Source organism: Chryseobacterium sp. MHB01 (assembly GCF_034651565.1).
In the GTDB taxonomy this organism is placed as follows: domain Bacteria; phylum Bacteroidota; class Bacteroidia; order Flavobacteriales; family Weeksellaceae; genus Chryseobacterium; species Chryseobacterium nepalense.
The window spans coordinates 225092-251549 of the sequence record NZ_JAYEDA010000002.1; the positions used below are offsets into that span (position 1 = coordinate 225092).

The 26458-nt window shown below is 41.7% G+C and carries 18 protein-coding genes and 2 pseudogenes; 3 read left to right on the top strand and 17 right to left on the bottom strand.

Annotation, left to right across the window (positions count from 1 at the left end; translation table 11 throughout):
• Positions 1-381 precede the first annotated feature (381 nt).
• The 7 genes from U9K52_RS04615 to U9K52_RS04645 all read right to left on the bottom strand — a co-directional run bounded on the left by U9K52_RS04615 (position 382) and on the right by U9K52_RS04645 (position 7169).
• Complete coding sequence (locus U9K52_RS04615) at positions 382-1209, bottom strand: RteC domain-containing protein (protein ID WP_066434328.1); 828 nt, start codon at positions 1207-1209, stop codon at positions 382-384.
• A gap of 151 nt (positions 1210-1360) precedes the next feature.
• On the bottom strand, positions 1361-1582 hold the full coding sequence (locus U9K52_RS04620; protein WP_066434334.1) for a heavy-metal-associated domain-containing protein: 222 nt from the start codon (positions 1580-1582) through the stop codon (positions 1361-1363).
• Positions 1583-1704: 122 nt separating this feature from the next.
• Positions 1705-2559: a heavy metal-binding domain-containing protein gene (locus U9K52_RS04625; RefSeq protein WP_219071571.1), complete on the bottom strand. Its 855-nt coding sequence runs from the start codon at positions 2557-2559 to the stop codon at positions 1705-1707.
• A 182-nt stretch (positions 2560-2741) separates the two neighbouring features.
• Positions 2742-3938 (bottom strand): MFS transporter, encoded by a 1197-nt coding sequence (locus U9K52_RS04630; RefSeq protein WP_066434337.1) that lies wholly within the window; start codon positions 3936-3938, stop codon positions 2742-2744.
• Between the two features lie 163 nt (positions 3939-4101).
• On the bottom strand, positions 4102-6402 hold the full coding sequence (locus U9K52_RS04635) for a multicopper oxidase family protein (protein ID WP_066434340.1): 2301 nt from the start codon (positions 6400-6402) through the stop codon (positions 4102-4104).
• A gap of 66 nt (positions 6403-6468) precedes the next feature.
• On the bottom strand, positions 6469-6912 hold the full coding sequence (locus tag U9K52_RS04640; protein ID WP_082738211.1) for a DUF3347 domain-containing protein: 444 nt from the start codon (positions 6910-6912) through the stop codon (positions 6469-6471).
• 35 nt (positions 6913-6947) lie between these two features.
• Entirely contained in the window at positions 6948-7169 is a 222-nt protein-coding gene (locus U9K52_RS04645) for a heavy-metal-associated domain-containing protein (protein WP_027384830.1), read from the bottom strand.
• Between the two features lie 370 nt (positions 7170-7539).
• Here U9K52_RS04645 and hppD point away from each other — a divergent pair, with 370 nt between their 5' ends.
• The 3 genes from hppD (at position 7540) to U9K52_RS04660 (ending at position 10108) form a co-directional block, all read left to right on the top strand.
• On the top strand, positions 7540-8700 hold the full coding sequence (gene hppD, locus U9K52_RS04650) for a 4-hydroxyphenylpyruvate dioxygenase (protein WP_066434350.1): 1161 nt from the start codon (positions 7540-7542) through the stop codon (positions 8698-8700).
• Between the two features lie 63 nt (positions 8701-8763).
• Positions 8764-9597 (top strand): helix-turn-helix domain-containing protein, encoded by an 834-nt coding sequence (locus U9K52_RS04655; protein WP_066434353.1) that lies wholly within the window; start codon positions 8764-8766, stop codon positions 9595-9597.
• 100 nt (positions 9598-9697) lie between these two features.
• Positions 9698-10108, top strand: a complete 411-nt coding sequence (locus U9K52_RS04660) for an OsmC family peroxiredoxin (protein WP_322925576.1) — start codon at positions 9698-9700, stop codon at positions 10106-10108.
• Between the two features lie 193 nt (positions 10109-10301).
• On the opposite strand, the gene U9K52_RS04665 is transcribed toward U9K52_RS04660, so the two are convergent.
• The 10 genes and pseudogenes from U9K52_RS04665 to U9K52_RS04715 all read right to left on the bottom strand — a co-directional run bounded on the left by U9K52_RS04665 (position 10302) and on the right by U9K52_RS04715 (position 26458).
• Positions 10302-10835: a universal stress protein gene (locus tag U9K52_RS04665; protein WP_308196694.1), complete on the bottom strand. Its 534-nt coding sequence runs from the start codon at positions 10833-10835 to the stop codon at positions 10302-10304.
• A gap of 93 nt (positions 10836-10928) precedes the next feature.
• Positions 10929-12011: pseudogene (locus tag U9K52_RS04670) on the bottom strand (Nramp family divalent metal transporter); the annotation flags it as partial.
• 260 nt (positions 12012-12271) lie between these two features.
• The gene (locus tag U9K52_RS04675; RefSeq protein WP_066434355.1) at positions 12272-14479 is read right to left on the bottom strand and encodes a heavy metal translocating P-type ATPase; all 2208 of its coding nucleotides are present in this window, start codon (positions 14477-14479) and stop codon (positions 12272-12274) included.
• 157 nt (positions 14480-14636) lie between these two features.
• Positions 14637-15944: an efflux RND transporter periplasmic adaptor subunit gene (locus U9K52_RS04680; protein WP_066434357.1), complete on the bottom strand. Its 1308-nt coding sequence runs from the start codon at positions 15942-15944 to the stop codon at positions 14637-14639.
• A 1-nt stretch (position 15945) separates the two neighbouring features.
• A pseudogene (locus tag U9K52_RS04685) lies at positions 15946-20263 on the bottom strand (CusA/CzcA family heavy metal efflux RND transporter).
• A gap of 40 nt (positions 20264-20303) precedes the next feature.
• The gene (locus U9K52_RS04695; RefSeq protein ID WP_066439815.1) at positions 20304-20717 is read right to left on the bottom strand and encodes a hypothetical protein; all 414 of its coding nucleotides are present in this window, start codon (positions 20715-20717) and stop codon (positions 20304-20306) included.
• Positions 20718-20835: 118 nt separating this feature from the next.
• Positions 20836-21327, bottom strand: a complete 492-nt coding sequence (locus U9K52_RS04700) for a Fur family transcriptional regulator (protein WP_219071566.1) — start codon at positions 21325-21327, stop codon at positions 20836-20838.
• A gap of 48 nt (positions 21328-21375) precedes the next feature.
• Complete coding sequence (locus U9K52_RS04705) at positions 21376-21903, bottom strand: DUF2652 domain-containing protein (RefSeq protein ID WP_185113527.1); 528 nt, start codon at positions 21901-21903, stop codon at positions 21376-21378.
• A gap of 118 nt (positions 21904-22021) precedes the next feature.
• A complete protein-coding gene (locus U9K52_RS04710; protein ID WP_066439822.1) occupies positions 22022-23317 on the bottom strand; it encodes a TolC family protein in 1296 nt (431 codons plus the stop codon).
• A gap of 9 nt (positions 23318-23326) precedes the next feature.
• The gene (locus U9K52_RS04715; RefSeq protein ID WP_066439828.1) at positions 23327-26458 is read right to left on the bottom strand and encodes an efflux RND transporter permease subunit; all 3132 of its coding nucleotides are present in this window, start codon (positions 26456-26458) and stop codon (positions 23327-23329) included.

Consider the following 26458-nt stretch of genomic DNA (forward strand, 5'->3'; position numbering starts at 1 on the left):
AAAGAGCATTATTAGCAATATTATTATCCATATTGTTAATATGAAATATCTGAAATAGTCAATATATTTTGTTGATTCATCGATAACAATAGAATTATTTAAAATTAAAAATATAATTAACAGTAGAGAAAAAACTACAATAATTATCATGATCATCTTAAACCATTTATTATTCTTATCTATTTCATTATGCTTTTTCTTTTTTATTAAAAAAGATTAATTTAGTCAAAACTGACTAATAAAGAGTAGTTTACAAGAACCGAAAGAGTTATCGGTAACGATTTAGTAATGGTGCTTACTACACTTGCTTTCATTCAATTACCTTGTAAATCATTACTGCAAATGTATAAAAAATAAAGGTAAAGCAGTGAAACTTTACCTTTATTTTTCGTCTTGCTCGTCCATCCTTTTGATAAGTGCATCCCGAAGACTATCGAGGAACTTTGTTCGGTTTATCTTCCTGCCTTTCAGTTCCAAATAGGAATGGTAGAAATCCCCTAAGTCAATATTAAATATATTTTCAAAAGTCTTGGCGATGATTTTTATATCTGCATTACCATTGTCAATTGAACCCTGCGAATGCAGCGAATAAATCAACTCAATGAGTGAAGTTTTACTACCTGTCCAGTTTAGGGGAGGCGTTTCAAGTAGCTTTCTCTGATTGTTATTGCTCAACTGGTCTTCGAGGTAAACCTGTATCAAGTCGTTGGCAATAATCTTAGCTACCTTGTAATCGTGCGAGGTTGCAAAATTATGGTCTGCTTCAAAATAATAGGTGTCTAAACTCAACTTTATATCGTGCTTGCCACGTAAAAAGAATTTATAGTCCAGATGAGTGCTGTTGGTTCTGTAATACTTGTAAAATTCCAAATTAGCATCGAAATACCTCTTGATTTTGGAAAGCTCAACATTCAGATATTTCTTGATGATTTTATCGCCGCCTCGTGGTCTTTTTGTTTCAATCTTGTAAATGGCATTGAAGTAGATGAGCTTCGATACTAATTGAGGCTTTAGCTGTTTGAAAAAAAGTATTTCGGCTTCATCATCTTTAAATCCATTCTTCTTAATGTATTTTTTTATCTCCTCAAGTTTCTGCAAGACTAATATAATTGCATTTTCATACGATATCAATGAATTACTTGGCTCATAGGTCAATTCGTTAATTCTATCGTCTAATTCGTTTATTATAGTTTGGTAATAATTTGTCATCGAAAGCGAAATTTAAAGTATGAAACCAATTAAAAAGCACAAAATGAGGCAGCAATTGCAGATAGCCCACAATAAATTGCCTCATTTTAGTATGTATTGATTGAGTATAAGAGAGCCCTATCCTTAATTAAAACTGGATAGGGCTAAGAGATTAAACCACTAATGGTTCTGCTTTAAAGCCTTTTTTCTTAACGATGGCAACTATTTCATCTTGTGTTATACCCTCTGATTTTACGGTTAAAATTTTGTCATTGTTGGCTGTATCTACATTCCATTCGCAGATACCGTCGGTACTGTCCAAATCCGCTTTTACCTTTGATACACAACCGCCACAATTAAGATTGGTCTTGAACTGAAATTCTGTATTTTCCATATTTTTTTAAACTTATTTACTATTGTTTTGAACTGTCGCAAAATTCAACATAATCCCGAAGTCTGCTATTGTGATATTCCGGGTTTAATTTGTGACTTTTACTGTTTTCCTGTTACAGACTATTAATGGTTGTGCGTGTGGTGGCTGTGGTCTTCTACCGATTTTTCGCCTTCTGATACGGTAATAGTAAAATCTGCCGTATGTACCACATTGTTTATTTTGAACTGTGCCCACAATCTATAAAGCCCTGCTTTTTTGATAAGCGTTTCGGCATAGATTGGGAAATTCTCTTTTGATACCGGGTGTATATGTAGAAAATCCTTATTAGTTTTACTTATCATTACGATATGGGCAGTCGCTCCGAGATAATTCTGCATATCCTTTTCCTCTAATTTCTTGCCGTCCTTTTCTACCGAAAATTGCAAGCCCTGATTTCTGTTTGTTTTAAAGTCTTCGCCGTTAAGCAGCGTTACCGTAAAACCATCTACGGTTGAAACCAATTTTGTCTTTAAATCGGCTGTTTGTGTTGCTGCCGTACCTTTTACCTCAATGGTTTGCTTATTGACCTCTCCCTCGGCTCCGTTCGGTTTGTAGTCGGTAAATAACAGGTATTTACCTGCTGTAGGGAATGTTTCTGAAACCTTATAAGAACCGTCTGCCTGTTCTTCGGGGTGGATATGGTCAAACCAGGTCAGTTCTTCATTCACTACCAAAAGGTGCATTTTCATTTCGTGCACTACTTCCAACGGTACATTTTTACCGTGTTCACTAATGGCGATGGATAGATTAGTTGGTTTACCTGCTTCCACATTTTGCGGGTCGGCAGCCACTTTTACTTCATACTGGCTTTTCTCTTTATTAACAGGGCTCAAAGCCATACCACATTTAGGGCATTTATCGCCTTTGTTTCCTTTTACTTCCGGGTGCATCGGACAAGCGTATGCGCTGTCGTGATTTGCGTGCTGATGTGCATTCATATCCTCTGATTTTTTATTATTACTTTCTGAATTGTTGCAGGCAGATAACGCTGCCAGTGAAACAACCGTGCTTAGTAATATGGTTTTAAATTATTCATTTATTTATCTCTCTTATTACAATACAAATTTCCGCATTAAATGGGTTGTATCTATTGTGATATTCTTTGTTTGATTTACGATTTTTACTGATTGCTAACGCTGTTCTTTTGGCTCATTACAATCCTGATAACCGCTATCAATGTGATGATAAGCATCGGTATCAGTACAATGTTTACGCCATTCCAACCCCAGTAATTAAACAGGCTGCCTGCAAAGAAGCTAGCAATACTGATTACTGCAAAAACCGTGAAATCGTGGAAAGCCTGCGTTTTTTCTTTCTCTTCGGGACGGTACACTTTGGTAAGCAATGACGAACCGCCGATAAACAGGAAGTTCCAACCTAAGCCCACGATGAACAATGCGGAAACGAAATGCGCAAAGCCTGTTCCCATCAGGGCAATGATGATGTACAGGAACAAAATCGCCAAACCGGAAATAATGATACGGTAAACGCCGAATTTCTGAATAAGCATACCTGTAAAGAATGACGGCAGGAACATACCTAATACGTGCCACTGGATAACCGTTGCGGAGCTGTCGGACGAATGCCCTACGCTGTGCATTGCTATCGGGGTAACAGTCATAGACATTCCCATTACGGCAAATGCGGTAGATGATGCCAGTATTGCAAGTATGGTATCTTTATTCTTAATGATTTCTTTTAACGGGCGACCTTTCTTTACCGCTTCATTGGTTTGTACCGCAGATGTTCTTTGCAGCTTTAAAAAGGAAACAACACCCAAAGCGACCACGCTTAACAGGATAATAGAAAAGTAGGGATAAGCGTAAGGAACCGCCCCTAAATGCTGCGTAAACCTCGCTAAGTTGGGTCCTGCGAATGCTGCAACAATGCCACCTGCAATAACAAAAGAAATTGCCTTGCTTTTCGCATAGTCGGGAATGGCATCAGCCGCCGCAAAACGATAGTATTGCGAAAAGCCTTGATAAGTACCAATGAGCATATTACCCACTGAAAACAGCCAAAAGGAATTTTGGATAATACCGTACCACGAAACCAAACCCGACAAAACACCTATCAGTGTACCTATCATAAAGGCATTGCGCTGACCTAATTTTCTAATAATGAGGGATGCGGGTATCATCATACCTGCCGTACCTACGGTAATCATTGCCAATGGTAAGGTCGCCAGATTTTTATCGGGAGCCATTTGTAAGCCTACCACACCCGAAAGTGTAATGACCAATATGGATGCAGTCTGGAACAACGCCTGCGAGGTAAACAGTAGATACACGTTGTTCCATTTTATTTTTGCTGTCATAATCTTAAAATTTATGATGCAAAATTGGCAATTTGTTTCGGGCTGCCTATTGTGATATTTCTTGTTTGATTTGTGAGGTTTACTGATTTAGTCTGGTATTGTAAATGCAAAAAGGTTATAGCATAACCGCTACAACCTTTGTCTATTTTATGAATGAAATCCTTTAGTAATTGAGCGAAAGTCCTGCACCAAAGCCCATATCACTATCATAGTGCGCCCTGATACCGATATGCCTCGTCAAAATGTACCGCAGGTCTGCCATATATTCCAAATCGGTATTGACCATAAACCCGGCTCTTAACCGTCTGGAGATAGGTATATCCTCCCGCATCAATGATACCCTGAAAATACCGTCGTGGTAAACTTCTGCCTGTACGTTGACCAACATCGGCAAGGTGTACATTACCCCTAAGCTCACAGCAGCTCGGTTGTCTTTTTTATTAACCTGTCCGAAGAGGTTTTTCTCGTGCTCGTCCATTCCCATTCTGCGGTATCGCCAATCGAAACCGACAAAAGGCATCAGCCATTGCATTTTACCAATGTAACGTCCCAAATGCGTTTCCACTTCATAGCCGTGCATATCATTATAGCCTAAACGCCATTCCGTACCCAAACTGTAACGGGCGTTCATCAACATTGCTTCTCCGTCAATACCATTGGTCGCAAAATCACTTTGAGCCATCAAATGTGGCATATTGCTTTCACGCTGCAACATTTTATATGCTTTTTCCTTATTGGGTAAATACGGATTTTTGTAATCATCCACAGCGAAAACCCTATTCATACCTGCCATCATATGATACAGGATATGACAATGGAAAAACCAATCACCCTCGGTATTCGCAAGGAACTCTATCGTATCGGTTTCCATCGGCATAATGTCGATGATGTTTTTCATCGGTGCATTTTCGCCGTGCTCATTCAGCACCCTGAAATCAAAACCGTGCAGGTGTATCGGGTGGCGCATCATTGAGTTATTATAAATCGTAATCCTCAATACTTCGCCTTTTTTAACAGGTATCTTATCTGTTTCTGCCAAAACCTTGTTATCCATACTCCAAACGTAACGGTTCATATTTCCCGTTAAGGTAAATTTCAGTTCCTTAACCGGGGCATCAGCCGGAAGCGTGGTATTATGCGGCGATTTCAACATTGCGTAATTGAGCGTTTTAATGTCGCTCAACGCATTAGCATTATAACGGTTGGGGTCTTCGTCGCTATTCATCTTATGGTCGCCGTGATGCTCCATAGACGGTGCTGTACCCTTGTTTTTTTTGCTCTTTTCCTCGCCTGTAATCTCCGGGTACATCACTACGTTCATATCCATTTGGTTCAGGCTCATATTCATTCCCATATCTTCCAGGTCGCCGTTCATCTTCATCATATCGTTCATCATTTGCATACCCTCAAAATATTTCAGGCGTGGCATTTCCCCGACCAATTGTTTTGTACCGTTGCCAATAAAATAGCTTGTGGATTGGGTACGGTCTTCGGTGGTTGCCATAAATTCAAAGGCTTTGCCGTCCTCGGGAATGGTAACAACCACATCGTAAGTTTCCGATACAGCAATAATCAGCCTGTCCACTTCCACAGGCTCCACATCGTTGCCATCACTCGCCACTACGGTAATTTTACCGCCTGCATAGCGCAGCCAAAAGTAAGACGATGCACCCCCATTGGAAATGCGTAAACGTACTTTATCGCCTGCTTTTAAGGGCTTGCCGTCAATGCTTTTTAAATCGGTATGATGATTACCGTTCATCATTACACGGTCGTAATACACATCGCTCACGTCCATTGCCAACATACGCTTCCATTCGTTGTTCAGCTTGGTTTTGAATTTTCCGCTTCTAATGGCTTCGGCGTAGCTTTGTGTTGCGCCTTTCCTTATCGCAAACCAGTCGCTTGCTGCGTGCAGCATACGGTGTACATTTTCGGGCTTCAGGTTCGTCCATTCGCTTAGCATTATGGGAATTTCCGGTAAATCGTCAATTCCTTTCCTAAATGTTTTATCATCAGCCCTTTTGCGCATTATAAAGCTGCCGTACATTCCAATCTGTTCCTGCAATCCCGAATGTGAGTGATACCAATGCGTTCCGTTCTGAATAATCGGAAATCGGTAAGTATAAGTTGCGCCCGGCTCAATCGGCATTTGCGTTAAGAAAGGTACGCCGTCTTCCTTATTCGGCAGGAACAAGCCGTGCCAGTGCAGGGATGTACTTTCTTTTAACTGGTTATGCACTACGATTTCTGCCGTGTCGCCCTCTGTAAATTCAAGCGTGGGCATCGGGATTTGCCCGTTTACAGCAATTGCCCTCTTTTCCTTGCCCGCATAATTTACAAGCGTATCTTTTACATACAGGTCGTAATGAACTACCTTTTGTGCAATGCTGACTTGTGATATAAAGATTGCCAACAGGGTTAGCGGCAACAGCTTTTTGTAAAGAAATTTTTGATTATCCATTTTAAAAATCGCATTGGTTATAAAGATTAAAAGGCATTGCCCATTGAGCAATGCCTTTGTGGGTTATTATTTAGTTTCGGTAACTTTACCACAAGTAAGCATAGAAGAACCGTAGTAAGGATTTTTAATCTCCTTTTCTTTGCTTAACCAATATGCTTTTTTCATCGGGCAATATTGGTAGTAAACGGGTTGGTTTACTTTGTCTGATGATTTTACCACTTTCCACAGTACGGTTGATACTTCGTTGAAAGCGGCTCTTTGCTTTTCAAGGTTGTTACCTGCCTTACTTAATTTGTCGGTGGCTTTCTGCAATTCTGCTTTCTGTGCAAAATCGCCCTCGCTCTTAACGGCTTCGTTCAGTGCGCTAATGGCGGTGCTTGCCGCTTTACTATCGCTGCTTACCAAAGCATTTTTTACGCTGATGTAGTTGTTCAGCAGGTTGCCTGTATTTTGCGCAAAGGCAGAAAATCCAAACAACATTACGGTCATTGCTACTATTAACTTTTTCATTTTTTTATCCTTTTTAATAATGAGTGAATGGCTGATTATTCTGAAATGGGTTCAGCTTTAAACCCTTTTTTCTTGATGATGGCGACAACCTCGTCTTCGGTAATGCCCTCTGCTTTTACAGTCAGGATTTTATCGGCGTTGGTCGTATCAACGTTCCATTCGCAGATACCGCCTGCGTTATCTAAATCTGCCTGCACTTTTGATACACAGTTGCTGCAATTAAGGTTTGTCTTGAATTGAAGATTTTTGCTTTCCATTGTCTTGAACTTTTATTTGTTTTTGCTGATACAAAAATCGGTAGATAATGCGCTAAGCTGTTTGTGAAATTCCTTGTTTGATTTATGATATTTACTGATTGCATTTCAAAAACGGTTCCGCTTGTAATATTCCGGCTTTGTTTTATGACTTTTACTGATTATAGTGCTCGTTCAGAATAAGCGGAATACTTTTATCGAAGTATAACGCTAACTGTTTTATAAAATGGCTATCAAAACCTTTCTCTCCGTTTTGCATCGGGCTATGTTGTAGCTTCGGGTTCCCAACCCCAACACGATTGCACAAATCTTCTTTGTGCAACAATCTTTATTGCAAAATCACACATAACATAATTTTTAAAAATCATATATAATGACAAACGATTTAAAGAACGTCGAATATGGCTTGGATAAGATATTCGAGGGCGCACAAGATTTTTTACCGATTTTAGGAACAGACTACGTGGAATTTTATGTAGGCAATGCGAAACAGGCTGCTCACTATTACAAATCAGCTTTCGGGTTTCAGTCGTTGGCGTATGCCGGACTGGAAACAGGCTTACAGGACAGGGCTTCTTACGTGGTAAAGCAGGACAAAGTGAGACTGGTATTAACGACCGGGATGCGCTCTAATTCCGAAATTAACGGACACGTAAAGAAGCACGGCGACGGCATCAAAGTAGTGGGTCTTTGGGTAGAAGATGCCCGCAAAGCCTTTGAAGAAACCACGAAAAGAGGTGCTAAAGCCTATATGGAACCAACTGTAACTACCGATGAAAACGGCGAAGTGGTACAATCGGGCATTTATGCGTATGGCGAAACGATTTTTATGTTTACCGAACGCAAAAACTACAACGGTATATTTATGCCGGGCTATGAGCAATGGGAAACCGAATATAACCCTGCGCCTGCGGGACTAAAATATATTGACCATATGGTGGGCAATGTGGACTGGAACCAAATGGACACCTGGGTAAAATGGTTTGAGGATGTAATGGGATTTGAGAACTTCCTGTCATTCGATGATAAGCAGGTTTCTACCGAATATTCTGCCCTGATGTCTAAAGTAATGGCAAACGGTAACGGCAGAATTAAATTCCCGATAAACGAACCCGCAGAGGGCAAAAAGAAATCACAGATTGAAGAGTACCTTGAATTTTACGAGGGCGAGGGCGTTCAGCATATTGCCGTAACTACGGATGATATTGTAAAGACCGTAAACGACCTGAAATCAAGAGGGGTTGAATTTCTGTCAAGACCGCCACAAGCGTATTATGATGCCATTCCTGAACGCTTAAAAGCGCATATGCACCGCTTTAAAGAAGATATCAAGGAATTGCAGGAGTTGGGTATTCTGATTGATGCGGACGAAGAGGGCTATTTGTTACAAATCTTTACCAAACCAGTTGAAGACCGTCCTACATTTTTCTTTGAGGTTATTCAAAGAATGGGTGCAAGAGGTTTCGGCGCAGGAAACTTTAAGGCATTGTTCCAATCTATCGAAAGAGAGCAAGAACGCAGAGGAACATTATAATTTTTGTAACTTTAGCAAAGTCCTGATTTATTTCAGGGCTTTGTTGTTTATATAAAAAGGAGAATGGATATAGCGACCGAGAACAATCAGGATAAAATGATAGGTTATTTCGATTTTTTTGGAATGCCAGATGGGATTGTAAGCAACACAGTTTGGTTTGACGAGAATTATAAAATTGTTTTCTTAAAAGAAGGACGTGTTAATGTTGATTTTGTTGACTATGATTTTGAAGAAAGTACATTGCTTTTCTTTAGTATAGGGCAACAATTCAAAATATCTAAAAATTCGGAAGGAAGCATTGTTTATTTTAACCCGAATTTCTATTGTATCGCTTTTCACGATAAAGAGCTTGCTTGTGACGGACTTCTTTTCGACAACGTTTTTGAACTTCCTTTTATAGCGCTCACCGCACATCAAAGAGACATTTTTCAAAAAATACTTATTTCTATTAAAGAGGAAATTGCGGTAAAAGATTTTTGGGCGGAAGAAATGATTAAGACCTATATCAAGCAGGTTGTTATTTTTGCTACCCGAACTCTTGCAAAAAAGGACTACGATATTTATCACCCCGTATCATTCGATAAAGAGCTGGCGAGAAAATTTAGCCAATTGGTAGAGCAAAATTATCGAACTATCCACTCCGTAGCAGATTATGCATCTATGCTCAATCTTACACCTAAAAACCTCAACCGAAAAATAGTAACAGAAAAACAGATTGCTCCAAATACAATTATCAAAAATCGAATTATCCTTCAGGCAAAAAGATTACTTGTCAATACAACGTTAAGCATTAAAGAAATCGCTGTTTATCTCGGGTACGAAGACTATTCTTATTTTCTTCGCTTTTTCAAATCACAAACGGGCTCTTCACCTCTTACATTCCGAAATTCAATGTAACCCTACTTATGGGTAAAATGTCCTATTAAGTGTGAAGTATGTGTATTGATAGCCTTTCTCTGAAGCAGTAATTTTGTTATGTAATTAAAAATAGAGTACAATGAAAGCAAAAATCACAGCTAAATGGCAAGGTAATTTTAAAAACGGAAATGGAAATTTTGATGCATCGCGTTCTACTATTGGTAGAAGTGTTTTTAAACACAATAAAGCAGAAGGAGAAACTACTGCTACTAATCCGGAAGAATTAATGGCGGCAGCGCACGCAGCTTGTTACACAATGACATTAAATTATATCCTCACGAGCAACGGTATAGAGGCAGAGAAAATTGAAACATCCTGTACTATAACCGCAACAAGCTTCGATATTACTAATTCCGATTTGGTACTGGATGCAGAAATACCTGGTTTAACCAATGAAGATTTTTTAAAATACGCTGAACAGTCAAAAGCAATGTGTCCTGTAGGAAAAGCATATAATTTAGAAATTTCATTAACTGCCACCTTAAATTAAAATCAGGTCAATTTTGGGGGATTGAGTTCATTAGTTTAATCAAATTAAAGTCACGGTATATCCCGTGACTTTTTAGTTTGCAATATTTACATAAAGTACTTTAAGAACTTTGGATTAACAACCCAAGAAGCGACGACAATAGCAGTACGCACTTCCAACAATTCAGTTTATTCATATTATCAATTTTTAAAGGTTAAATTTTTACTATTTCAGTGTTTTCTTTAGGGATAACCAGCACAGGTACATTTACCAAATGCCTTACCTGATTTATGGTTGCGCCGTACAACAAATCTTTCAATCCCTTATGCCCGTGTGCACCCATTACCACCAGTTCAGCACCGGACTGATTGACGATTTCGGCAATGGCATTGGCAGTCCTTCCAAAGCCTAGTTTTGCATCAGCAAAATATCCGTTGTCCTGTAACTGCTTTGCGTATTCCTCCAAAAACTCCCTGTCTTTTACAGTTTCCTCGTCGGTACTGTCGTGAAAGTGCGATGCGGATGCCACACTCTCCACGATATGAATGAGCGTGTACCTGCTGTCTTTACCGCCCTGCGTAATGGCGTGGTTGATAACCTTGTGGTCAAGGGTCTTAAAATCCACAGTAAGCGCAATATTCCGGTATGGCACGAATGGTTGTAGCTGCAAAGGCTCCGGCTTGTCGTGCGGTGTTATTTCACAAAAGGCTTTTCTACTGAATAATGGGTACAACGTAGTATATGCCATCAAAATGATAAAACCTATCCCACCCAAAATGATTAAACTTTTACAAGCTATGTTACCTGAAGTAGCAAAAAAACTAAATGCTTCCTCTGCTAATAGTTTGGAATTTAGATACACCAGTAGGATTGTTATAACCCAAGCCGTTATTTTTATCAAGGGCTTGATGGCAAATTTGCCCATTGTCCTTTTATCACTTACAAAATGTATAAGTGGAATAACTGCAAAACCCAGTTGCATACTCAATACCACCTGGCTGAAGATAAGCAGGCTATCTACATTGTCCTCGCCATTGATTAGGATTACCAAAGCTGCCGGAACTATGGCGAGTAACCTCGTGATAAGCCTTCTTAATAAAGGGTTTATTCTAAACCGCAGATAACCCTCCATTACGATTTGGCCGGCAAGCGTACCTGTAATGGTACTGCTTTGCCCGGCAGCTATCAATGCTACGGCAAAGAGTTTGGCTGTAAAATTACTTCCGAAATGTTGAGGTAATAGCTCGTAAGCCTGCTTTAGCTCCGCCACATCAGAACGCCCGGTTTTGTAAAAAACCGTAGCGGCAAGAATTAATATAGCAGCATTTACAAACAATGCCATATTTAATGCAATAGCACTGTCCCAAAAATTTAGCTTGATTGCTTTTTTGATGCTGGCGTCATCACGGTTAAACTTTCTTGTCTGTACCAATGCAGAATGGAGGTATAGATTATGTGGCATTACCGTCGCACCGATAATGCCGATGGCGATATACAATGCTGTATCGTTCTGAATGTGTGGTATCAGTCCTGTCGCTATTTCTCCTACATTGGGATTAGCTACCCATATTTGCACAAGGAATGACATTCCGATAACGAATATCAATCCAATAATAAAGGCTTCTAGTTTTCTCATTCCCCATTTTTGTAGGGTCATCAACAAGAATGTATCTAACGCAGTAATTGCAACACCCCAAATCAAGGGCATTCCTGTAAGTAATTGCAAGCCTATCGCCATACCCAATATTTCAGCAAGGTCTGTGGCCACAATAGCTATTTCTGCAAGTAGATACAGTATAAAGTTTATTTTCTTCGGGTATGTTTCCCGGTTTGCCTGTGCCAAATCCCTATTACGAACGATGCCCAACCTTGCTGACAAGCTCTGGAGCAATAAACCCATAATGCTACTCATCAACAAAACCCAAAGTAATGAATATCAGAACTGGCTGCCACCCGCCAAACCAGTTGCCCAGTTGCCTGGGTCCATATACCCAACACTGACAAGATAAGCTGGCCCGAAAAAAGCCAGTACTCTCCGCCAACGGGATTTACCAGGAGTGGTCGTATCGACTGAATTATGTATTTCGCTTAGTGAAGCCTGTGATTGTTGTTTACCCATTTCCAAAATTGCTTACGATAAAAAAACTGCCGCAAAAATAATCTTGCGGCAGTCCAACTTAACAATTAAAACTTCATTCTTTGTATCCGCACCGCATTAAGAATTGCTAATAAGGCTACACCTACATCGGCAAATACAGCTTCCCACATTGTTGCTAATCCTCCTGCACCAAGTATAAGCACGATTGCTTTTACTCCGAATGCCAATGCTATATTTTGAAAGACGATTTTTTTAGTCTGTTTTCCGATATTAATAGCCATTGGTATTTTGGATGGCATATCGTCCTGTATCACAACATCGGCTGTTTCAATAGCAGCATCACTTCCTAAACCGCCCATTGCGATACCTGCATCACTCAACGCAATTACTGGAGCATCATTTACACCATCACCTACAAACGCCACGCTGCCATTACGGGATTTGATTTCCTTTACTTTATTTACTTTGTCTTCAGGTAATAAATCCCCATACGCACTGTCAATGCCCAACTGTCCCGAAACAAACTGAACAACGGTATTTTTATCACCACTCAACATTGTGGTTTTTACACCCATTTTACGCAGATTTTCAATTGCTGCTTTTGCATCTACTTTAATGCTGTCCGAAATGGTTAAATATCCTACGAACTTTCTATCATAAGCAATCGCTATTACTGTGTAAACTATGTTTGCGGTATCTGCATCGTGGCTGATGTTAAATTTATCGAGCAATTTGAAATTACCTACTAAAAGCTCTTTACCGTTAACGGTGGCTTTTAATCCGTGTCCTGCTATTTCTTCAACATTTGCTAAATTTACGTCGGCATCTACCTCTCCCCAATAATTGTGGATTGCGGTTGCAACAGGGTGTGTACTTTGACTTTCCAATACGTTGACGAGGTTGAGTATTTCGTCTTTATTGAATTCTGGTTTGATAAAGACTTCCTGGACTTTGAAAACACCTTCGGTGAGGGTTCCCGTTTTATCCATCACTACATTTTCTACTTTGGCAAGAATATCAAGGAAATTAGACCCTTTAAGCAGGATACCGTTTCGACTTGCTGCCCCAATACCACCAAAATAACCCAGAGGGATGGAGATTACCAAAGCGCAAGGACAAGAGATAACCAGGAATACCAATGCTCTATACAACCATTCACTGAATACATAATTATCTACGAAAAGTGCGGGAAGTAAGGTAATAGCAATAGACAGATATACGACTATCGGCGTATAAATTTTGGAAAATTTACGGATAAACAACTCGGTTGGTGCTTTTTGCGATGTGGCATCCTGAACCAGTTCCAAAATTCTGCTTAACTTACTATCCGAATAATCGGTTGTTACCTTTATTTGGCTTACAGTGTTGAGGTTAATCATACCTGCCAATACAGCTTCGCCTTTACTTTTTGTATCAGGTTTGCTTTCTCCTGTAAGGGCTGCTGTATTGAAAGAGGCGGTTTCTGAAATCAACTCGCCGTCCAATCCCAATTTTTCGCCCGGCTTTAACTGAATAACATCGCCTATGTAAGCATCTTCAGCTTTTACAACAATAGGCTTACCTGCTCTGATAACCGTTACCTCATCAGGGCGTTGGTCTAATAGGGCTTTAATATTACCTTTTGCTCTTGATACCGCAATAGTCTGAAATACTTCACCTACGGAGTAGAACAGCATTACAGCTACTGCTTCAGGATATTCGCCAAGTGCAAATGCACCGATTGTCGCAATCGCCATCAAGAAAAATTCTGAAAAAAAGTCTTTGTATCGGATACTTTCAATAGCTTCTTTGATTACTGGCAATCCGACAGGTAAATAAGCGATAACGTACCAGGCAATTCTAACCCAACCAGTGAACCAGTTTTGAGTAAAGTAATTATCAAAACCGATAGCAACAAGTAATAAAGCTAAAGATATACCCGCAGGCATAAATAACTGAAATGGCGTTTTGCCCTCTATGTCGTGACTGTGGTCGTGGTCATCACCGTGGCTGTGCCCGTGGTGATCGTGATTGTGTCCGTGGTGGTCGTGATTGCGTCCGCTTTTTTCTATATGGTTGTGGTCATCATCACAATGTTTAGTATCGGCTTTACTGCAACTTTTGCCGCCAGTGTGTCCGTGTCCGTCATCGGAATGATTAGCATCTTTCAGCAAATCTGATGCACCTGCATTTTTATAAATCTTTTCTGTTTTCAAACAGCATAGTTGATTTCCCTGTGTATCATATTTATGTTTATGCTCTTTTTTATTTACCAGGTTCAGACTATCGTCTGTACTACAACATATTTTTGACATATCTAAAATTTTTTTTATTTCTATTTGTAAAACAAAATTACTCTGCCATTTTGGGAACCTGGTTGCAAAAGCGAAACAGCTACCATTTTAGCAAAACCCTTATATTTGATTTACTGGCTGATTGCTTATTAGGAACAATCAGAGGGTATTTGTTATTTTAGTGTGCGTGAGCGTGACCGCCACCACCTGATAATTTCGCATTGATGAAAAACGCACCTTTGGTAACTATCCTTGCATCTTTGGGAATTTCCGTTACTGGAGTAATGCTCGTATAACCCATTTCTGTAACACCTGTAACCACTTCAATTTTTTCAAAATTTACCGTGCCTGCCGCTTCCTCTTTATGCGCTGTCTTTTCATCGCCGTGGTCGTGCCCGTGTCCGTCTTCTTCTCCGGCTGCCTGCGGCTTTTTGTTGGTAATGACAAAGATGTATTTCTTACCGTCCGCATCTACCACCGCATCATTTGGAACTGACGGGGAAAGCACATTGTTGAGGCTCACAATCGCCGTAATGTTCATCCCGTCAATCAGTCCCTTTACATTGCCTTTTACACGGGCGTGTATGGGAATGGTTTTGCTGTCGTTTTCAAACGCCGAACCAATACCGTATATCACGGCATCGTGCTCGTTTACCGGATTATTGGTCAGGGTAAAATGTATGGTCTGCCCGGTTTTCAGCAAGGGCAAATCTTTTTCAAATACATTCAAATGCAAATGCAGGGAACTGTTATCTACAATTTCAGCCACAGGCGAAGAAACATCTACATAGCTGCCGATTTTGCCGTACACATTGCTAATGGCTCCGCTAATGGGGCTTGTAACTATCAGTGAGGATTTAAGTGAACTGTTGCTGACTGAATTTGGATTGATGCCCATTAGCTGTATTTGTTGATGCAAAGAGGCTTTGCGGGTTCTTAACGCATTGAGTTCGGCGGTGGCATTTTGCAGGTTTTTCAATGCCCCGGCATTGCCGGTGTTCAGTTCTTTTTGTCTTTGCATTTCCTGTTCGGCAAAAGTTATTTTACTGTTGATGGTCAGGTATTCTTCCTGCAACTGGATAAACTGCGGGTTGGCAATGGTGGCAATAACCTGTCCTTTGCGTACATAGTCGCCAATCTGTACATTAATAGATTTTATCACGCCACCGTATAAAGAGGTAGCATTTGCCTTGCTACTGTTGGGCAAACTCAAAATACCGTTCGCTTTAATAGTGGCGGTTAGTTCTTTCATTTCCACCACACCGTATTTGATACCTACAGCTTCAATCTGTTGGGGCGTAAGTGCCGCAACGGTGGCAGCGCCCTCTTCGGCTCCGTGCTCGTGTCCGTGCCCTGTATCGGCTTTTGCTTCCGTTTTGTGCTCGTGGTTATGACCGTCTTCGCTTTCCTTTTTTTGACTATCTCCACAGGCGGTCAGGGAAACTGTAAAGAGTGCTGCTAAAAACATTTTCGATATATTGTTCATCTTATTTGTTATTAAGGTAATTGTATTGAATTGCTGAGTGATTGTAACTGTTCAGAACGTCCAGATAATTTTGGCGGATATTGATTGCCTGCGTTAAGAACTGGCTTAGTTCTGCAAAGCTGATATCTCCCGAGCGGTAGCTTTGTGACGCCGCTTCGGTAATATCCTTTGCCTGTTGCAGTCCCGATGTTTCAAAGAAGCTCAACAAAGCCATATTCTTTTCCATTTCTGCGATGGCAGATTTCTTGTCCGTTGCCATTACCTGCGTTTGGTAAGACAATAGGTTTTCCTGTACTTCCTTTTCCTTGTTGGCTACATTCACTTTGTTTTTATACGCACCTGCACCAAACAACGGGAAGCCTACCGAAACCGAAAAGCCCGTAAACGGGTCTGAAACGCCGTACAATCTCTGGCTGAATACCCTTGCTGAAAATTCGGGCAAATTGCTTTTCTTTTGTATCTTGATATTTGCCGCCGCAACGCTTACATTTTGCTGCTGCAACTGCAATACCGGGTGTACATTGTTTTCATCATACAAGTTCGTTTCCAATTTCTGTAACGGCTCATCTATTGGGAGTATCCATTCGTTACGATTGAGCAATACCATTAATTGCTGTTGCTGTATTACAATTTCCTTATTGTTCTGCTCCACGTAGGCTTTTAACTGTTTGAGTTGGGCATCTGCCGCAATCTGGTCGAGCTTTGCGACGTCGCCCGTTCTAACCCGAACCTGTGTTGTATTGAAGAGGTTGGTGTAAATGCTGTCAAGGCTTTTCAGTAACAGATTTTTATCCTGCAAAAACCACAACTGGTAATAAGCGGTTCTAACGTCTTTTCGGATATTGGCATTCATAACCTCTGTATTCAATTCGGAATATTTTAGCTGTGCTTTTAAATAGTCCTTGCGGGCAGCATATAAGCCGGGCCACGCAATACTTTGCGTAAGCCCGATTTTCCATATACCCGTTTTGTCCGATGGTCTTAAATCTTCATTTTCTACAAATACCTGTGTCATTGGTATATCGTTAGCGGTCTTTACATTGTATTTAGCCGCATCAATCTCCGACTTATTGACGTTGACCTGCCCATTGCTTTGCAATGCGGTATTAATAGCAGTATCTATGCTTACCCTTTCCTGGGCATTGGCAGTGGTCATACCTCCGATACCCAGTAAAAGAGCGATTACGGTTGTTTTCACACCTTTACTGTTTTTGAAATTAAATTTTGAATTGAATATGATGTAGAGCAATGGCAATACAAACAGGGTAAGAAATGTAGCCGTTATTAATCCGCCAATCACTACTGTAGCCAATGGCTTTTGTACTTCTGCCCCGGCACTGGTGCTGATTGCCATCGGCAGGAAGCCCAGTGATGCTACCGTTGCCGTCATCAATACCGGACGTAACCGGATTTTTGTTCCCTCGATTGTCCGTTTTATCACATCATCCAAACCGTCTTTTTTCAGTTGGTTGAATGTGCCTATCAATACAATACCGTTCAATACGGCAACACCGAACAGGGCAATAAAGCCGATACCTGCGCTAATACTGAAAGGCATTCCCCGCAGCATCAAAGCAAACACACCGCCGATGGCACTCATCGGGATGGCAGTAAATATCAAACCTGCCTGCTTGAATGAACGGAATGTGAAATAAAGCAATGCGAATATCAATAACAGCGATACTGGTACGGCAATCATCAGGCGGTTACTGGCTTCTTTCAGGTTCTCAAACTGACCGCCGTAAGTAAAGTAATACCCTGTGGGCAATTTTACTTTTTCGGAAAGCTGCTGCTGAATATCGGTAACAACGCTTTGCACATCACGTCCGGCTACGTTAAAGCCAATCACAATGCGGCGTTTTCCCGCTTCACGGCTGATTTGTGCGGCATCCAATTTGTAATTGACATCAGCAACCTGCGATATGGGTATCTGAAAGCCTGTATTAGTTGGTATCATCAGGTTCCTTACATCTTCGATGCTGCTGCGGTGTACGCTATCCAACCTTACCACAAGCTCAAACTGCCTTTCGTTCTCATAAATAACCCCGGCTGCTTTACCTGCAAATGCGGTACTCACAATATCGTTTACCTGTTGTATCGTCAGCCCGTAATTTGCCATCCGGGTACGGTCGTAGTCGATGTTAATCTGCGGCAAGCCGTTTACCTTTTCCACCTGTGGCGGTGTGGCTCCTTTTACCTGCTGTACTACTTCGCTAACCTTATTGGCATACACGCTTAACGTGTCCATATTCTCCCCGAATATCTTAACGGCAACGTCCTGACGAATACCTGTCATCAATTCGTTGAAACGCATCTGTATCGGTTGGTTCTTCTCAAAGAAAACGCCCGGAATAACGGACAGCCTTTCCATCATTTCATCCCCTAACTCGTTGTAGCTTTTCTTGCTTTTCCATTCGTCCTGCGGTTTGAGGATAATCATCATATCCGTAGCTTCAGGCGGCATCGGGTCGGTAGGCACTTCGGCAGCTCCGGTCTTGCCGACTACCATTTTAACCTCGTCAAATTCTTTAAGAATGCGGGATGCCTGCATCGACGTTTCTATACTCTGATTGAGCGAACTTCCCTGAGGTAAAATACAGTGAAAGGCAAAATCTCCCTCCTGCAACTGCGGGATGAACTCGCCGCCCATTCTGCTGAACAGAATAACGGCAACTACAAATACCGCAGTGGTAACGCCCACTAACCAATATTTAACCCTGATAGCTTTCTGCAACAAAGGTTGGTAGAAGCCTTGCAGCTTATCCATAAACTTGTCGCTGAAATTCGGCTTGTCGTGCCCTTTTTTCGGCAGGAACAACGCACACATCATTGGGATATAGGTCAAGGACAATATCAATGCGCCGAAAATGGCAAAGCCTACGGTTTGCGCCATCGGTGTGAACATTTTACCCTCAACGCCTACCAACGTCAGGATTGGGATATATACGATAAGGATAATGATTTCGCCAAATGCGGCACTTGTCCTGATTTTGGAAGCGGACAAAAATACTTCCTCGTCCATTTCGCTTTGGGTCAGTTTATTGGTGGATTTCCGCAAGCCCAAATGGTGTAGGGTTGCTTCCACGACAATAACGGCACCGTCCACAATCAAACCGAAGTCAATCGCTCCCAGGCTCATAAGGTTGGCACTAACGCCAAACACGTTCATCATCCCCAATGCAAACAGCATCGCTAACGGAATGGCTGATGCTACGATTAGCCCGGCTCTTAGGTTGCCCAGAAACAGCACAAGCACAAAAATCACAATCAAAGCTCCCTCAATCAAGTTCTTTTCCACTGTGTCCATTGCCCTGCCTACTAATTCGGTACGGTCTAAATACGGCTCGATGGTTACATCTTCCGGTAATGATTTCTGAATGGTGGGTAATTTCTCTTTTATCCGTTTTACCACCTCGTTACTGTTCTCGCCTTTGAGCATCATTACCACACCGCCCACGGCATCTACTTCTCCGTTATAGGTTAGTGCGCCGTAACGCACGGCACTACCGTAACGCACATCGGCTACGTCTTTAATAAAAATGGGTGTATGCCCCGTGATTTTTACGGGTATATTTCTAATATCTTTCCAACGAAGTAGCCAAGCCCACACCACGGATAAAATAAGCGTTAGGCTTCTTGTCGATATATGCACCGCCCGTATTCTGATTGTTTTGTTCCAGTGCGTTGAATATGTCGGGAATACTTACGGTCATCGCTCTCAATCGGTCGGGGTTTACCGCAACCTCGTATTGTTTCAATTCTCCGCCAAAGCTGTTTACTTCGGCAATGCCTGGCGTGCCGTACAACTGGCGGGCAACAATCCAATCTTGCATTGTACGCAGGTCTTTGGCGTTGTACTTATGCTCGCTGCCTTTTTTGGGGTGGATGATGTATTGATAGACTTCTCCAAGCCCTGTACTTACCGGAGCCAGTTCAGGCGTGCCGATACCTTTCGGAATTTTTTCTTCGGCTTCTTTCAGTTTTTCATTGACCAACTGCCTTGCAAAGTAGATGTCTACATTTTCTTTGAACACTACCGTAACGACGGAAAGCCCGAACCGGGATATACTTCTTGTTTCTACTAAATCGGGAATGTTGGCGATGCTCTGCTCAATGGGGAACGTAACCAACTGTTCCACTTCCTGCCCCGCCAGTGTAGGACAGGCAGTAATAATCTGTACCTGATTATTGGTAATATCCGGTACGGCATCTATTGACAATTTGGTTGCACTCCATACGCCCCAAATGATAAGAACCAATGTCATTATAGCAATGACGATTTTGTTCTTGATGCTGAATTTAATTATACTATCTAACATTTGAATTTGTATTAAGCCTGAAATGTTTTGTATTTGGTGTCTACTGCGGATATTCCATCATTAAAAAGCAGCCGGAATATCGGTCGTCAATCATAATGAGAATTACAGGCTCCCGCAGTTCGTCGAGGCTTTCATCGTAGAAGAAGTCATAAGATTTCATCAGGGCTAAATTGCCAATGATGACTTCGTGCCCGTTTACAAATCCTTTGATACCATAACCAGGTATCTCTTCAAATTTTTCGACCTTGTAATCGGATAGCGTGATACCCGGAAGAAATTTGAGCAAACTGCTTGCTATACGGTGCGTGGAATGGGATTGCATTGCTGCCGTATAAGCAATCACGATTTCTTTTTCGGGTACTGCACATTCAAAGGAAATTACATCAAACAGGCGGTTGCTTTTGTAGGCTGTATCTATATCTGCTGAATAATGATTTTTTATTGCCATTGTCATATTATTTTAATTTACAAGGCAAAATTATCAGTCGGTTTTGGGAACCTGGTTGCAAATACAAACAGCCATATCGGGAAATATGGCTGTTTGTAAATTTAAAGATGAGTATCATAAAATATTATTTTGTTTTAACGAACCTCGAACATTCGTTGCACATTCCTTTCATTACAAAATTGATACTCTCCAACAAAAATTTGTCGGGCAACTGGATAGGCGGAATGGCAATACTTTCGAGGCAGAAGGTATTCTTGCATCGGTTACAGTTAAAGTGCACGTGCAAGTCGCCAACGGTGCACATACAGTTATCGCTGCAAATAGAATACTTCATTGCGCCGGAGCCATCATCAATAGTATGAATGAGTAGGTTATCGTGAAAGAGGGTCAACGTCCTGAATATGGTCGATTTATTGACCGTTTCCAGTTCGGTTTCCAAATCAGTCAGGCTGAAAGCCTTTTTAAAGTCAGACATTCTTCTAAAGATTAACAGCCTAACCGAAGTTGGTTTTATGTTCCTGCGCAATAGTTTTTCTTCTAAATCTTTCATTTTGTCATTGTCGGTTTTAGAACCGTATTTAAAATCTAATGTAAAATTATAGAAGCTGCTATGCACAAGTATTATAATTTCCTTTGATAAATTTGTGATTTTTACTGTTAGGTTTTATAGGTAATGGATATAACCTATTTCGGGCAGGTATTTACAGTCTTCGCAGTTGTCATACGCAACGGTTGCTTTTTCGGGTTGGTCAAAATTGATTTCCAAAAACGCATTAGAAAATAACGCATATGGCGGGTATTCCGCAATGTGATTTTTCAGCATCTTGTGGGCTTCTACCACTGGTGCTCCGTAGAGCTTCTCGAATTTCCCGATTTTGTATTTGGTAAATTCCCCGTAGTGTACAATTATCTTTAATGATAAAGGAATTTCTATTGCCAGTTGTAATGCGAGGCGTTTGCATTCCTTTTGAAAATCGTTGTACATCTGTTCTATCTGCATCAATGTTTCTTCAAAGGTGGGCAGGTTGTGGTACTTGTAAAAAAGTATCGCATCGCCCTCAACCTCGGAAATTTCAAGGCAAAGGATATTGCTATCCATTACTGATTTGAGCAGGCTTTCTGTTATGTATTTTCCAACAAACATATTTGATTTGATAACGAAATCCGTAAAGCCTGAAATGTCGGGTATCATTATCATACCGTTTTTATTGGCAGTATCGTGTTGCATTTATATCATCGTATTAACCATTAAAAATGCAGGGGCTTGTTACCGTCCCCCGCAAATTGAGTGTATCTCACTCCAACAAAAACTATTTTATCTGCCCAGTAGCTTTGTGGTACACAGCTTCGGCTATTTTGTACCGTATTTTTGCATCCAACATATTGCTGTATGCTCTTTGCCAAAGCGTTTCAGCTATCAGCACATCTTCTCCGGTAATGGTTCCGGCTTTAAAGCGGTCATTGCTCAACTTCAAATTTTCGTCGGCTTCAATTAATGACGCCTGCATCAAATCAATGTTATTCGCCTGCAATTGCAGATTAAGCATTGCGTGCTCAATCTCCACCGTGATTTGGCTTTTCAGTTCTTTCAAACCGTATTCAGCCGAACGTATATTAGCTTCCTGCTGTTTTACTTTTTCTTTTCTGCTACCCCAGTCAAAAACCGGGATTTTCACGCTTAGCATACCAAAGTAGGTTAGCATATGGTTTTTGGTCGGGTCGCCAAAGTTAATACCCTCTTTTCCAAAGGCAGCCATTCCATTGAGCGATAAGCCTACCGATGGTTTCAGGTCGGCTTTGAGCATACTTTTGGTAAGCTGGCTCATTTTAATGCCATTGGTTGCCAACTCAATTTCCGGTCGGTTCGCATCGACAGCATCCAAAACACCCTGCTTAGAAAAGTCGCCCGTACTCAATGTATCGGCTACGTCTATACCTGTTGGGGCTTCCATCCCGATTAACTGGCTCAATCTTCTTTTTGCCAGGATGAGCTTATTCTCCGCAGCCTGCAAACGGGCTTCGTTTTCATTCTGGAGCACCTTTGCCCGCAATACATCGTTTTTGTAAATCAATCCTGCCCCAAACTGGTTGTTCAGGAATGTATAATGCGAAGCCAGTTGCTTTTTAACCTGCTGTTCCAGTTTGATTTCTTCCTTAGCCTGCACTAAAAGCCAGTAAGCGGTTTCGGTAGCCAGTAATACTTCGTCTTCCACCAATCGTTGTTGCGCATTGCTCATCTGTATATTGGTTTCTGCCATCTGCTTGCCGTACTTAATCTTACCGCCTGTGTAAATCGGCTGTGTAACGCTGACCATCGGTGCAAACCCGTATTCGGGCAGCATTGTGTTCAATGGCTCGCCAAAGTAAAAGGCGGTTGCCGAAGCATCCAGTTTTGGTCTGCCTGCCACATCCGCAATCAGCTTGTCGGATTGGGTGGCAATTACGTCTTCTTTAGCTTTGCCTATTCTGTTATTGTTTTTTAATGCCAGTTCTTTGCTTTCCGCAAGGGTTAGCTGCTGTTGTGCAAAGAGGTTGTTTGTTCCCTGCAAAAGAACGAAACCGCATATAAAAACCTTTATGACTGTTTTATATCTTTTCTGTAACATAATCCCTTTTTATGATAAATATTTTTGGTGGTGAACATCGGTATCGGTATTGCGCTCGTGCTGTTCATCCGATTGTTTGTTTTTAGGTGGTTTTACGAACCTGTAATACAGTACCGGAACGATAAATAATGTGGTAATCATTGATACCAGAATACCGATTGAAATGGTACTTGAAATCGGTCCCCATTCCGGCGAGCCACTCGCCATTAACGGTATCAAACCGATTGCTGCCGCCATTGAGGTAAGGAAGATTGGTCGCATTCTTCGTTTAGCTGCAAACAGGGCTGCTTCTCTAATCGTATGACCGTGCTCCCTTACCAGTTCATCTGCATAGTCCACGAGGATAATCCCGTTACGGACTACGATACCCAGTAAGGCGGTAATACCGATGATTGCCATAAACCCGAACTCGTACCCTGTAAGGAACAAGCCCAACATTGCGCCCAGTAAACTCAACGGGAACGAAGCCAGTACAATGAATACTTTACCCACACGCTTGAACTGGAATAACAGCACAAGGAAGATGAGAACGAAACTTATCATAAAAGCCTTTCCCATTTTGGGACCGCTTTCCAGTCCATCCTCATACTCGCCGCCGTAGGCAATCTTAATGCCTTTAGGCAGTTTCAGGCTGTCAATTTTAGGCTGTACTTCTGCAAATACTTCTGCGGGTTTTCTGCCCAACTGCGCTTCGGAAGAAACGGTTAAGGTTCTTAACCCGTTACGGTGTACAATAGCCCCAGTATGCCACGACGGTTGTAAATCTACCACCTGCTTTAGAGGAACCTTAGCACCGAATGTTGAATTGATGTACATATTGCCCAAAGCATCCAGATTTTCCCTGTCGCTTTCGTCTGTACGCAATACAATGTCGATGGCTTTATTGCCCTCCCACATCTGCGATACCGGGTATCCTTTTATCTTTGCACCCAATGCCTGTGCTATCTGCGCTTTGGTAACGCCCAAACGCAAGGCTACATCTTCTTTAACCACGGCTTTCAGCCCTACATAATCATTCTGATAATCGGTGCGCACCCAGTTAGAACCTTTAGTGTTTTCCAGTAATGCTGCAACCTGCTTGGCTACTTTTTTCTGCTCGGTCATATCCTTGCCAATCACACGGATTTCAATCGGTGCGTGCTGCTGCTTCTTGCTTAGCTGCCTAACCCGCACATAACCGTTCGGCAGGTAGTTGTTGAATTTCTGTACATACTCGTCTATCATTTCTGCCGTTGCATCTTTGCTTGTGGTATTGATGAATACCTGCGCAAAGTTTTCCCGTGGGTGCTCCGGTGCATAGGTAGAGTAGAAACGTGGCGAGCTTGTACCGATAAAACTTGCTGTGTTTACAATGCGCTTATCGCCTGCAATTTCCTTTTCTATCTTCTTAACGGCTGCTTCGGTTTCGTGGATATTCGTACCGTTATCCATCCACAATTCAAGGTTGAACTGGTTTCTTTCCACGATAGGGAAAAATTCGGTTTTAACCTGACTACCTACCACGAAAGACAGTAAGAAGATAACCAAACCTGCTACCAACGTAGTTTTCTGCCATTTCATACAGAACTCGATTGCCCGGTCGAAACCGTCCTGCATCCGGTCTAAGAAATTGCGTTTTTTGGGTTTATCATCGTGCTTTTTCAATCCTTTTTTCAGGAAGTGGTAACACATATACGGCGTAAGGAACAAGGCTACAAGGAACGAAACCGCCAAAGCTATGCTTACGGTAATCGGTATCCATTGCACAAACTCTCTCGTAAGCCCGGTAAGCGTAAATGCCAACGGCAGAAACGATAGGACAATGGTAAGCGTAGCCGTGAAAATGGGAACCATCAACTGCGTGGCACTCTGCCAGGCGGCAGTCCACGACGGTATTTTTTCGTCCACTTTCTCGATGTAATTATCCACTACGATAATGGCATCATCGACCACCATCCCCAGTACGATAATCATTGCCGCCAAACTAACCTGGTGCATTTCGATACCCAACAAATTGAGGATAGCAAATGTTACGGCAATGGTAACGGGTGCTGCAATGGCTGAAATGGTGGCAACCCTGAACGGCAGCAGGAGCATTACGACCAAGATAACGGCTGCAATGGCGATACCGAACTCGATAAAGAAATGCCCCAAATTCATATCAACCACTTCGGGTTGGTCAACAATGGTGCTGACCTGCACATCTGATGGCAGGATTTCTTTTACTTCAGCAACTTTCTGTGTCAGCGCATTACCCAAATCGACAATGTTCTGTCCGGGCTGCATTTCTACGGTCAGCATCATTACATCGTTTCCTGAAACGGTAATTTTGCTTTTCAGGTCTTCATATCTTCTCTCGATGTTGGCTATATCCCGCAAACGGATATTGCCGCCCTGCGGGGAACTATATACAATCAGGTTCCCGATTTCATTTTCATTCTGATACTGCGCATCCGTGAAAATAAGGAAACGGTTTTTGTCAATTTCAATATCGCCACTCGGAATAGTTACATTCTGTTGGCTTAATGTGTTTGTGATTTCGTTGATACCGAAACCGTATTGCTTCAATACATCTTCTCGCAGGGTAATAAATACCTGCTGCTTCTGTCCGCCGTAACGCTTGATTTTGGAAACGGACGGTATCGTCTTAATGCCGTCTTCCAGTTCATCCAAATAGTTTTCCAACTGGGCGTAAGAACGACCGGGGGCTGATACGGCAATCATCTGAACAACCACATCGCCGAAATCGCTGTTCACATACGGTCCCTGTACGCCCCGTGGCAATGCTAAAGGCATATTGGCATCCAAACCGTGCTGTAAAGTATTCCAGAATTTTTTGGTGTCCTTTACATAGTCCTGCAATTCTACCGTTACAACCACCTGTCCGGGCTTACTTTCCGAATGGGTTTTTTCTTTTTTGATTTCCTCGAAACCGAACAGGTATTGTTCCAGCTTGTCGGTTACTTCTTTCTCTATCTGCTCTTCGTCGGCTCCGGGGTAGAAAGCCACAACAAGCCCCTGTCTAACTGTTACACGGGGGTCTTCACTTCTCGGCATCGTCATTAATGAAATTAACCCGGCAAACACCATAATAACGGTAATCGCTATCGGTACTTGCGGAAATTTCATTGCCGCTTCAATGAGGTTTATCTTTCTTTTCAT

What these genes read in the sequence shown, in the direction of transcription:
- U9K52_RS04665 (WP_308196694.1), bottom strand. Translation starts at nt 10,835, where the DNA reads ATGGCATATACTACGTTGTACCCATTATTCAGTAGAAAAGCCTTTTGT.
- U9K52_RS04680 (WP_066434357.1), bottom strand. Translation starts at nt 15,944, where the DNA reads ATGAACAATATATCGAAAATGTTTTTAGCAGCACTCTTTACAGTTTCC.
- U9K52_RS04655 (WP_066434353.1), top strand. Translation starts at nt 8,764, where the DNA reads ATGGATATAGCGACCGAGAACAATCAGGATAAAATGATAGGTTATTTC.
- U9K52_RS04645 (WP_027384830.1), bottom strand. Translation starts at nt 7,169, where the DNA reads ATGGAAAGCAAAAATCTTCAATTCAAGACAAACCTTAATTGCAGCAAC.
- hppD (WP_066434350.1), top strand. Translation starts at nt 7,540, where the DNA reads ATGACAAACGATTTAAAGAACGTCGAATATGGCTTGGATAAGATATTC.
- U9K52_RS04635 (WP_066434340.1), bottom strand. Translation starts at nt 6,402, where the DNA reads ATGGATAATCAAAAATTTCTTTACAAAAAGCTGTTGCCGCTAACCCTG.
- U9K52_RS04695 (WP_066439815.1), bottom strand. Translation starts at nt 20,717, where the DNA reads ATGACAATGGCAATAAAAAATCATTATTCAGCAGATATAGATACAGCC.
- U9K52_RS04620 (WP_066434334.1), bottom strand. Translation starts at nt 1,582, where the DNA reads ATGGAAAATACAGAATTTCAGTTCAAGACCAATCTTAATTGTGGCGGT.
- U9K52_RS04615 (WP_066434328.1), bottom strand. Translation starts at nt 1,209, where the DNA reads ATGACAAATTATTACCAAACTATAATAAACGAATTAGACGATAGAATT.
- U9K52_RS04625 (WP_219071571.1), bottom strand. Translation starts at nt 2,559, where the DNA reads ATGAATGCACATCAGCACGCAAATCACGACAGCGCATACGCTTGTCCG.
- U9K52_RS04660 (WP_322925576.1), top strand. Translation starts at nt 9,698, where the DNA reads ATGAAAGCAAAAATCACAGCTAAATGGCAAGGTAATTTTAAAAACGGA.
- U9K52_RS04715 (WP_066439828.1), bottom strand. Translation starts at nt 26,458, where the DNA reads ATGAAAAGAAAGATAAACCTCATTGAAGCGGCAATGAAATTTCCGCAA.
- U9K52_RS04640 (WP_082738211.1), bottom strand. Translation starts at nt 6,912, where the DNA reads ATGAAAAAGTTAATAGTAGCAATGACCGTAATGTTGTTTGGATTTTCT.
- U9K52_RS04630 (WP_066434337.1), bottom strand. Translation starts at nt 3,938, where the DNA reads ATGACAGCAAAAATAAAATGGAACAACGTGTATCTACTGTTTACCTCG.
- U9K52_RS04675 (WP_066434355.1), bottom strand. Translation starts at nt 14,479, where the DNA reads ATGTCAAAAATATGTTGTAGTACAGACGATAGTCTGAACCTGGTAAAT.
- U9K52_RS04705 (WP_185113527.1), bottom strand. Translation starts at nt 21,903, where the DNA reads ATGATACCCGACATTTCAGGCTTTACGGATTTCGTTATCAAATCAAAT.
- U9K52_RS04710 (WP_066439822.1), bottom strand. Translation starts at nt 23,317, where the DNA reads ATGTTACAGAAAAGATATAAAACAGTCATAAAGGTTTTTATATGCGGT.